We start from the raw sequence: 8620 nt of genomic DNA on the forward strand, positions 1-8620 counted from the left end.
TATCAATTTAAGTTAAAATGAAAAACTCTACAGCTCACTAAAAGCCGTAGAGTCAATATTCTTTATTCAGGTTGGCCTTTTGAATCAAATTTCTCCACTGAACCATCCGCATTCACAATGTATGATCCTGCTAAATCACCTGATTTATCCACAAATGAGAAGCCCCAGCTTCCATCACTCTTTTGTTCAGGTTCTTTATACGTATACGTGCTTGTATCTAGTTTGTGACCTTCATATGCTTCTACTTTATCAATCACATTCGCACGTGTGACTTTACCTTCAGAAGATGATGAATGACTTTCAGAGCTTGAATTACTGTTACTTTCTTGTGCTGCTGATTGTGCATCTTGATTTGTGATTCGGATTAAATTTGCCACTTGTTTAAAGTTCGGTTCATCTTTGTATTGTTTATATAGATCTTTAATATTATAAACTGCTCCCATGTTTGCTAATTGTTGATATGGATTGATACCTTGTGTTCCTGATACCAACACTTGTGTATCACTCACACCAATAACTGCCGCAAATGGACCTTTAGAGTTAGTTGTGCCATAAATTACCATATTTTGAGGTTTATTTGTTACGATTTCAGAACTACCTGTATAAAGTGTTAATTGCTGAATTTCTCGTTGTCGCGAACCGCCATTCGTATTTTGGACATAGCTGTGGTTTAATAATTCATTTGCTGTCACTGTAAATTCAGCTGTTTTAGGTGCATATAACGCTAAAGCGACCTTTTCTTGTGGTGTCAGTTGGCTGATAGCTTGTTCTGTCGTTTGTTTATGAGTATGTGATTTTTCATGTTTTAATGTTTGTTCATGTTGTGTGTTTTCTTTTTTCTCTGTTTTTTGATGGTTTGCTTTGTCTTTTTCTTCGTGTTTTTGCGTATCTTCTTGTTTTTCATTTGAGCCGCAACCTGCTAGTAAAATTGAAAGTGCTGCAGCGGTAGTCAATACATGTTTAAATTTCATAGATAGCTTGCTCCTCTTTGTATATTTGAATATATAATTTCATTATATAGAAGGTACGGGACACATATTGTCCTGAATTAAAAGAAAGTGATCGAGTTAAGTATGATTATTTATTACTCTTTCAAAAGACACTCTGACAATTTTAATTTAAAAGTTTAAATAAAGAGGATTTTTTACCATAAGTAGCCGACCCTACCAAATACAAAAGTTCTGCAGTATTATACTGCAGAACCAAGTACTACTCTGGTGGCGTACCAAAGTTATCTAGTTTTTCTACTTTTCCATCTTTATCAACTGAATAATTATACTGTGTATGTGTTTCTAAATTTCTAAAATTAACAGTCCATGTATGATCCAATGTGTAATCATCAACGAAATGTCTTTTAGGAGGCCCATTAAATTCATATTTTCGTGGATCTAGTTTATGTCCTATATATTCTTCTACCTTGTGTATTGCAACTTGACTATTCATGTTACCATCTGGTGTATATACATCACCAGGACTTAACTTTCTTCTTTGTTTATTATTTGAAGTAGCATTATCTGTTTCTTTAGAAGAAGATGCATTATCACTCTCTGGATTCCTCACTGATTCGCTTACTTTAACCAAACTTACGACCTTTTTAAAGTTTGGATTATGACCATATTGTTTGTATAAATCTTCTAAGTTATAGATATGAGTCCCTCGATCTTTTAAAATTTCATCATAAGTCTTAGGACTTTGACTACCTGCAATAATAATCTGGTTTCCTGTAAAACCAAATAGCTCAGCAAAGTTTTGCTTAGTTTCTTCAGGTTCATAAAATTTTACGTTTTGTGGCACATTTGTAATTCTTTCAGGTAACATTTTATTTAAATGATACTCTTGAATAGATTGTTTTGTTGCCTCATCGCCTAACATCTTACCAAGAGCTACACCGTGCGTATATCTTATATATGAATGATTCAATAACTCATCAGCTGATATCATATAATTTGTTTTTTCTTGTGGTAAAAACATTGCTAAAGCTATTTTCTCATTGATTGTTAATTGGCTGACTGCCTTCTCTATTTGTTGCTCATCTTTGTTTGCTTCATTTTCCTTTTTGGAAGTTGATTTGTGTTCACTTTTTTTATTATCCGTTTTACTTTTTGCTTCTTGCTTTGCAGAATCATTTTGTTTTTCATTGTGACTACATCCAGCTAATAAAAGGGTTAAAACTGTTGCTGAAGTAAATAAATGCTGTAATTTCATAGATGTCTTAATTCTCCTTCACTTTCAATATCTCATCCTTTTCTATTATATACAAAAAGCTATTAGTTGTTCGCTTTTTATTTAAGAAAATAAAAAACCACTCGCAACGAGGCGAATGGTTGTTAACGTTTATATACTCTGATTTTAATTTCTAAATAATCATCGTGGTCGCGTTCTTTTTGTTCGACACGGATACCGCTTTGTTCGATAGTTTCAAAGCTGTTTTGTAGCGTTTCGCGTGCCTTCGTCAAATCTTTGGCGAATTGAAGCGGCACTGCTTTAACTTTTTCAGGTCCTACTTTGGCTTTGACTCTCGCTTCTGTTTGTTTCACGTTCAAGTGTTGATCAATAATAATTTGGACCATTTCTTCTTGTTCTTCGTGAGATAAACTTAACAAAGCACGTGCGTGACGTTCTGTAATCTTGCCTTCTGAAAGTTTCGCAAGCACTTTAGGGGCAAGTTTCAGTAAACGCAATTTGTTTGCGATAAAGCTTTGGCTTTTACCAACACTTTGTGCTAATTCACTTTGTGTTGTGTCTCCAAGCTCTAACAGTTTCTGATAGGCTTCCGCTTCTTCAACTGCTGATAGATTCTCACGTTGGATATTTTCTATTAAAGCGACGACTGCTGTTTCTTCATCCGTCATATCACGAATAATCACATCTGCATAAGCCATATGAATACTGCTCATAGCTCTGAAGCGACGTTCCCCAGCTATGATTTCATACATTCCTTCTTCAATCGGTCGTACCACAATCGGTTGTAGCAATCCATGTTCTTGGATGGATTCCGCAAGTTCATTAATCTTGCTTTGATCAAAGACTTGTCTTGGTTGATAGCGGTTCGGCACAATCTTTTCAATTTGAATTGATTCAACATGATTATTGCGTTCATCTTCAGTAGCGCCTGTCATTTCTTCATCTTTATTTGTTAAACCGAATAGTTTAGAAAAAGGCTTTTTCATTACGCAATCTCTCCCTCTAAATATAATTATATACTAATATTTATTTTTATTTTAGTAAAGGAGATTTGTTAGGCGTTCCGGCTTTTCTCGGATACTTTTTAGGCGTTTTACTACGCTTTTCAATGATAATAATTTGACGCTCACCTGCATCTTCAGGCAATTCAAAAGTTTCAATCGCTTCAACTCTGCCGCCGAAGACCCCAATCGCAAAGCGTGCTTCTTCTAACTCTTCTTCACCTTTAGAAGATTTCATCGCTACGAAATGACCGCCTGTTTTCACTAACGGCAAGCATAACTCACTTAACACTGTCAGACGTGCAACTGCACGTGCTGTCACAATGTCATAAGACTCCCGGTTGTCTCCACGGGTATTCCCAAAGTTCTCTGCACGTTCATGTACAAAGCTGACACCTTGTAACCCTAAAGCATCGGCAAGATGATTTAGGAATTGGATACGTTTATTCAACGAATCTACAATTGTCACTTTCAGCTGTGGAAAGACAATTTTTAACGGGATACTTGGGAACCCAGCACCAGCACCTACATCACAGATGCTGAGTTCTTTTGTCATATCCACATAAAATGCGGCTGTAATTGAATCATAGAAGTGTTTCAAATATACTTCTGATTCATCTGTAATGCTTGTTAAGTTCATTTTTTCATTCCACTCTACAAGCATTTCATAATAAGTTTGAAACTGTTGTTTTTGTTGGTCGTTCAATGTAATGCCGTGTGTTTCTAGCTTGTTAGCCAACCATTCAACACTCATTTATTTCACCCTTTCAAGCTTACCTTGTTCTAGATAAATCAGTAAAATTGAAATATCAGCAGGGTTAACGCCTGAAATACGTGACGCTTGTGCAATGTTTAATGGTTTAACTTCTGCTAATTTTTCACGTGCTTCACTTGCTAAGCTGTCAATTTTACTATATTCCAAGTCGTGTGGAATTTTCTTCTGTTCCATACGTTTTACTTTTTCTACTTGTTGTAATGATTTATTGATATAACCTTCATATTTCGTTTGAATTTCAACTTGTTCTTCAACGTCAGCTGGAATTTGATGTTCTTCTTCTAAGATATCAAGGATTGCTTGGTAATCCATTTCTGGACGACGTAGTAATTCAATCGCTAAGATACCGTCTTTTAATGGAGAACCGTTACGTGATTTAATCACAGATTGTGTGTGTTCATTCGGTTTAATACGAATGTTAGATAAACGATCAATTTCAGCTTGGATTTGATCACGTTTTTCATTGAAACGCGCGTAACGTTCTTCTGAAATCAAGCCTAATTCATGACCTAGGTCAGTCAAACGTAGGTCTGCATTATCGTGACGTAATAATAAACGATATTCTGCACGTGATGTTAATAGACGGTATGGTTCATTCGTACCTTTTGTAATCAAGTCATCAATTAAGACACCGATATAAGCATCAGAACGACTTAATACTTTTTCGCCTGTGCCTAATACACGTCCTGCCGCATTGATACCCGCCATTAAACCTTGGCCAGCCGCTTCTTCATAACCTGAAGTTCCGTTAATTTGACCTGCAGTGTATAAGTTTTTGATTTTCTTAGTTTCAAGTGTCGGCCATAATTGTGTCGGTACTAATGCATCATATTCAATCGCATAACCTGCACGCATCATATCTGCTTTTTCTAAGCCAGGAATCGTTTGAAGCATTTCACGTTGTACATGTTCTGGCAAGCTTGTTGAAAGACCTTGAACATATACTTCGTTCGTGTCACGACCTTCTGGTTCTAAGAATAATTGGTGACGTGGTTTATCGTGGAAACGCACGTATTTATCTTCAATAGATGGACAGTAACGTGGGCCTTTACCTTTAATCATACCTGAGTACATCGCTGACAGATGTAAGTTGTCATCGATCACTTGGTGTGTCTTATCATTTGTATAAGTTAACCAACATGGTAATTGATCTAAGATATATTCAGTTGTATCGAAACTGAATGCACGTCCTACATCGTCACCTGGTTGAATTTCTGTTTTATCATAATCAATCGTTTTTGAGTTTACACGTGGCGGTGTACCTGTTTTGAAACGTACGACTTCAAAACCAAGTTCACGTAAGTTATCCGCTAGTGTAATAGATGGTAATTGGTGGTTAGGGCCACTTGAATATTTCAAGTTACCTAAAATAATTTCACCGCGTAAGAATGTACCTGTTGTGACGATAACGGCTTTTGAACGGTATTCTGTACCAATATTCGTACGCACACCTTTAATTTCGTCATCTTCAATAATTAATTCATCTACCATTCCTTGCATGATATGCAAGTTTTCTTCATCTTCTAATACACGCTTCATTTCACGTTGGTATAAAGCTTTATCTGCTTGTGCACGTAATGCACGTACTGCAGGTCCTTTACCTGTATTCAACATACGCATTTGAATATGCGTTCTATCGATTGTTTTAGCCATTTGACCGCCGAGTGCGTCGATTTCACGAACAACAATCCCTTTAGCTGGTCCCCCTACTGATGGGTTACATGGCATAAAACCAACGTTATCTAAATTAATTGTCAGCATCAATGTGTTGGCGCCGCGTCGTGCAGAAGCAAGTCCTGCTTCAATACCGGCATGCCCAGCACCGATGACAATTACATCATAATCCAAAGCCATACTTTGTCCTCCTTTTTATTTTCCGAGACAGAACTGACTGAATAACTGGTCAATCAATTCGTCGCTTGCAGAAGCACCGATAATCTCTCCTAAAATCTCCCAAGTTCTAGTTAAATCAATTTGAACCATATCCATAGGGATACCAGCTTCTGCTGCATCTATTGCATCTTGTATCGAGTGACGTGCTTGTTTCAGCAATGAAATATGTCTTGAGTTTGAAACGTAAGTCATATCTTGGTTTCGAACTTCACCGCCGAAGAACAAGTCACGAATTTGTTCTTCTAATTGATCAATGCCTTCTTGTTTTAACATAGATGTTTCAATGACTGGCATATCTCCGACCATATCACGAACTTCATCTAAATCAAGATGTTGTTCTAAATCTGTTTTATTCACAATCACAATCGCATCTTCATTCTTGATGACTTCATATAATTTAACATCTTCTTCTGTTAATGCTTCATTGTAGTTTAAGACAAATAAGATTAAATCTGCTTCACTTAAAGCTTTGCGTGAACGTTCCACACCGATTTTTTCTACAATGTCCTCAGTCTCACGGATGCCTGCTGTGTCGACGAGACGAAGTGGTACACCACGCACATTGACGTATTCTTCCAAGACATCCCGCGTAGTACCCGCAACTTCTGTCACAATCGCTTTATTATCTTGAATTAAGTTATTCAACATAGAAGACTTACCAACGTTAGGCTTACCGACTATAACTGTCGAAAGTCCTTCTCTCATGATTTTACCCTGTGTACCTGTTGCTAAAAGACGATCGATTTCTGATTTGATTTCTTCTGATTTCTCTAATAAGAATTCAGTTGTCGCATCTTCTACATCGTCATATTCTGGGTAATCAATATTCACTTCAACCTGTGCTAGGATTTCTAAAATAGATTGACGTTGACGCTTGATCATATCACTTAAACGTCCTTCAATCTGATTCATCGCAACTTTAGACGCTCGGTCTGTCTTAGAACGAATGAAATCCATGACTGCTTCAGCTTGAGATAAGTCAATACGGCCATTTAAGAATGCGCGTTTTGTATACTCCCCAGGTTCAGCCATTCTAGCACCAGCCGTCATTGTAAGTTCTAATACACGATTAATCGTTAAGATTCCACCGTGACAGTTAATTTCTACGATATCTTCTCTTGTAAATGTTTTTGGTGCACGCAGCACGGATACCATTACTTCTTCTACTACTTCATTCGTATCAGGATCGACAATATGTCCATAATTAATTGTATGCGAATCTACTTCAGCTAATGGTTTCTTTCCTTTATAGAGTTTATCAGTGATTTCGATTGCACGACTTCCTGATAAACGGACAATACCAATCGCACCCTCTCCCATCGGAGTAGAAATACTGGTAATTGTATCTAAATCCAACATGCTGCTTCGCCTCCTCTACTTAAATTTCTAACTCTATAATTGTAATGACTTTTATTGTAAATTGCCACATATGTGTTCGAATTCTATGGAGGTTAGACTGACGTTTGTCTGATATAAGACTTCGGTTAGTCTACTTTATTCTCTTATTGAATAATTTTGCAATTTTAAGTACATGCTCTAAACTTTTTTGAATTTCCAGTACAGTCATATCTTTTGCAGGTTGTCTTGCAATAACAATAATCTTTTTCGCAATCATATCTTCTTTATGTACTTTAAAGTTTTCTCTGATTGCCCTTTTAATACGATTGCGTGTCACTGCATTGCCGAGTTTTTTAGAAACACTGATTCCTAATTGAAAATGAGTCAAATTTTTATCTGGCATGACATAAACGACAAATTGGCGATTTGCGAATGACTTTCCTCTTCTATAAATCGTTTGAAAATCGCTATTTCTTTTAATGCGATATGCTTTTTCCACTTCCATCACTCACTTATTTTTCTATTCTTGCTGCTCCCCTACCCTATCATTAAGTTCTAGTGTAAAGAATCAGAACTGTATTTTCCAACCCGTGTATCTTTTTTACCTGCATGAAAGCAAAAAAAAGACCACTGATAGGTCAGTGATCTTATGCTGATAAAACTTTACGGCCTTTGCGACGACGACGCGCTAATACTTTACGGCCATTTTTAGTGCTCATGCGTTTTCTGAAACCATGAACTTTACTGTGTTTACGTTTATTTGGTTGATAAGTACGTTTTACCATGTAAAAACACCTCCATATCGAATCTATCTTCATTTATAGTCGCTTTCTCATCTTAACAATGTGATGAGAGTCTTGGAAAAGATCTGCATCTACAGCCTCATCTAATATAACCGAGATATTACAGCCTTCTACCAAGTATCACCGAAGTATTTCTACGGTGTCTGCGAAAGGTTAAGCATCTATATCAAAAGGCTTACCTTACTTAGTTCAATTATCAATATCTTAGTCATAATTCAAGCAACTACTAAAATATAACAAATTCAACCTTATAAAGCAAGTACATTTTAAGTGAGATATATTCAAAAAGTTATCCACTTATTCACAGATGAACAGTGACATTCTGTGGATAATTATGTTACTATACACAGACGTTTGCACATAAAAACCACATATCCACAAGAGTTTGACAGGTAGATTTGTTAATAAGTATAATTGTGTGGATAAGTCTTGTAAGGTTTGATAAATAAACGGTTTACAACTTACAATTATCAACATTTTTTCTGTGTATAACGCAAAATTAAATAAAGTTATCCACCGATTGTGATTAACTTGTGGATAATTATTAACAGCCTGTGTGGAAAGTTATCCACGGGGTGTGATTTTGTGTATAAGTCAAAAAAATTTTAAAGAAAGATGGAGTTTAT

The 8620-nt window shown here is 36.2% G+C and carries 8 protein-coding genes; all 8 read right to left on the reverse strand.

The genetic code is table 11. The features are described 5' to 3' along the window. Nucleotides 1-62 precede the first annotated feature (62 nt). Complete coding sequence (locus MUA87_RS12420) at nt 63-971, reverse strand: hypothetical protein (protein WP_107578757.1); 909 nt, start codon at nt 969-971, stop codon at nt 63-65. Nucleotides 972-1209: 238 nt separating this feature from the next. After that, nucleotides 1210-2205, reverse strand: coding sequence for a hypothetical protein (locus MUA87_RS12425; protein ID WP_107578758.1), 996 nt, complete (start codon nt 2203-2205; stop codon nt 1210-1212). A 122-nt stretch (nt 2206-2327) separates the two neighbouring features. Next, nucleotides 2328-3170 carry a nucleoid occlusion protein gene (gene noc, locus MUA87_RS12430; RefSeq protein ID WP_023014877.1) on the reverse strand — a complete coding sequence of 281 codons (843 nt, stop codon included), beginning with the start codon at nt 3168-3170 and terminating at the stop codon, nt 2328-2330. A 46-nt stretch (nt 3171-3216) separates the two neighbouring features. After that, nucleotides 3217-3939, reverse strand: a complete 723-nt coding sequence (rsmG, locus tag MUA87_RS12435) for a 16S rRNA (guanine(527)-N(7))-methyltransferase RsmG (RefSeq protein ID WP_023014876.1) — start codon at nt 3937-3939, stop codon at nt 3217-3219. Continuing rightward, complete coding sequence (gene mnmG, locus MUA87_RS12440; protein WP_262550967.1) at nt 3940-5814, reverse strand: tRNA uridine-5-carboxymethylaminomethyl(34) synthesis enzyme MnmG; 1875 nt, start codon at nt 5812-5814, stop codon at nt 3940-3942. It abuts the gene before it with no gap. Nucleotides 5815-5829: 15 nt separating this feature from the next. Then, the gene (mnmE, locus tag MUA87_RS12445; RefSeq protein ID WP_262551402.1) at nt 5830-7209 is read right to left on the reverse strand and encodes a tRNA uridine-5-carboxymethylaminomethyl(34) synthesis GTPase MnmE; all 1380 of its coding nucleotides are present in this window, start codon (nt 7207-7209) and stop codon (nt 5830-5832) included. A gap of 133 nt (nt 7210-7342) precedes the next feature. Next, entirely contained in the window at nt 7343-7696 is a 354-nt protein-coding gene (gene rnpA / locus MUA87_RS12450; RefSeq protein WP_023014874.1) for a ribonuclease P protein component, read from the reverse strand. Between the two features lie 142 nt (nt 7697-7838). After that, nucleotides 7839-7976, reverse strand: a complete 138-nt coding sequence (gene rpmH / locus MUA87_RS12455; RefSeq protein WP_000240855.1) for a 50S ribosomal protein L34 — start codon at nt 7974-7976, stop codon at nt 7839-7841. Nucleotides 7977-8620 lie beyond the last annotated feature (644 nt).

Source organism: Staphylococcus simulans (assembly GCF_025561465.1).
In the GTDB taxonomy this organism is placed as follows: Bacteria; Bacillota; Bacilli; order Staphylococcales; family Staphylococcaceae; genus Staphylococcus; species Staphylococcus simulans.